The 2048-nt window shown below is 36.0% G+C and carries 2 protein-coding genes; one reads left to right on the top strand and one right to left on the bottom strand.

From position 1 onward, the window contains the following. Window positions 1-195: 195 nt before the first annotated feature. On the bottom strand, window positions 196-1164 hold the full coding sequence (locus G561_RS14825; protein ID WP_228707632.1) for an IS4 family transposase: 969 nt from the start codon (window positions 1162-1164) through the stop codon (window positions 196-198). Window positions 1165-1396: 232 nt separating this feature from the next. On the opposite strand from G561_RS14825, the gene G561_RS0113395 reads away from it, so the two are divergent. Then, window positions 1397-1870, top strand: a complete 474-nt coding sequence (locus G561_RS0113395; RefSeq protein WP_028859983.1) for an SMI1/KNR4 family protein — start codon at window positions 1397-1399, stop codon at window positions 1868-1870. Window positions 1871-2048: the final 178 nt, after the last annotated feature.

The raw sequence follows: 2048 nt of genomic DNA, 5'->3' as shown, positions 1-2048 counted from the left end.
GACGTCTGCTCTTAATCGCTTTATGATTATGTTCGATGAGCGTGTTAGTAAGCATTTAATCTAAATTGCAGTTACACAGATTTCGGGATGGGCTCCAAAAAGCTATCTGCTTTTTTTAAGCAATATCCATTAATTCATATTGAGCCAAATATATTTAATAAATTATGTTCTTAATCTCTGCACACGACAAAAAAATTATCCCCACCCAATTTTCATAGGTTTAGGGGTTAAAAAGCTAACTAACTGTCGAAGTACAGTCTTATCATTGTTAAAAAACACCAAGCGCAGGCCCTCAATCAACACATCCAGGCCAAGCACAAACAAACTGGCTTGAGGTCGAGCGTTTGACTTCAACTTGCGTTTTAACGGCTTATCTTTGTCTTTATAAATACCGACATGATAAGCCCAACAAAATGCTAAGGCGTTCACTGCGACTAATTTACTGACCCGATCAAGATGGGTTAAGTGGGTATCTTCAAGATTAAAGCCACGCCCCTTTAAACAAGCAAATAAAGTCTCAATCTCCCAACGCTTAGCATAGCTTGTCATCGCATCCACTGTTTCTAGTTGATTGGTTGCGACAATCACTAAACCATAGTCTTTATCACGCTTGGCAAATACTCGAACCAAACAACCATCGACAGTCAGTATTCGCCCATGTCGATATGTTTCTTGATGGCTAACATGGCGCAATAACTCTTTAATCTGTACCAACTTGCCATGATGATTCTTAACTTTACTGTTCTTCTTAATCCGTATGGCAAAGGGTATGTGATTATTGGTGAGCCAGTTAAACCATTTTTCGCCAACAAACTCTCTGTCCGCTACTATCATCTCAAGGTTATCTTTGCCAAATTGTTTGATAAACCGCTCAATAAGTTCACAGCGTTCAAGATGGTTTGTATTACCTAGCTTATCTAGCATTTGCCAGTATAAGGGGATGGCTATCCCTTTATATACCACCCCTAGCATAAAGATGTTGAGGTTACTTTTACCCCATTTCCAGTTGGTGCGGTCAATGGTTAAGGTGACTTTGCCTAGCCCAAATAGTCGATATATCATTAAAGCTAATTGATCGTAGTCTATCCTCGCTTCGGCAAAAAATCGCTGTAGTCTGCGATAGTGGCTGTCGGTCTTGCCACCCTTAGGGAGGTGTCTTGCTATTTTTTTTAAGATTACTGCTTTGAGCAGTAATCAGGGCTATTATCATTAGGCTCAAACATGTGATTCTTGCCTTGTTCATACTCAGGTTTTGGGTTAAAGTTTCACTAAGTCTGTTAAAGTTTGGCATGGTCTGATTCGTCTTAAAAATCACTATTATGCCTTTGCTTTAACAGACTTTTTTGTTTTTTTTGTCGTGTGCAGAGCTATTTTTATTACTGATATAGGATCAAATATGAAAACGAATATCACGGGTTTTGGACAATTAACTAATTCTGAAATAGAAGCTTTTGAAAAGCAGTACTCTATTAATTTACCTCAAGAGTTTAGATCTTTTTTAATGAAATATAATGGGGGTAAGGTATATCCAGAAACTTTTGTATTTCATGATAAAACAGATGCTTCTAGCATAAGTTATTTTTTAGGTATAGGATTAAAAGAATACTATTATAATTTATCCTATACATTTGATATGTTTAGGGATAGGGTCCCTAATAACTTATTTCCTATAGCTAGAGATCCAGGTGGTAACTTAATCCTAGTAGGTTTATCAGGAAAAGAGTTAGGAAAAATATATTTTTGGGATCATGAGTTTGAAGCAGATGGCAATAAACCAGATATGTCAAATGTTCATTATTTATCTTCAAGTCTTGATACGTTTTTAAATGAGCTATACGAATACGGCGATCATGAAATAGAAGACGACTAAAGTCTTGTATTTATTTGACTGAAACTTTAAAGAATAGTATTAGATAAAAGATCCATATATTACTAGAAGAGTTTTTTAAGGAATAAGGTGCTCCCCAATGTCTAGACCAAATTATCATAAAATTAAGATAGAATTGGGTTGATAAAACGATTCATTATCCGAACTATTGTTAGCCAGA

This window comes from Psychrobacter phenylpyruvicus DSM 7000 = NBRC 102152, assembly GCF_000685805.1.
In the GTDB taxonomy this organism is placed as follows: Bacteria; Pseudomonadota; Gammaproteobacteria; order Pseudomonadales; family Moraxellaceae; genus Psychrobacter; species Psychrobacter phenylpyruvicus.
This window is presented reverse-complemented; position numbering and strand designations above follow the sequence as displayed.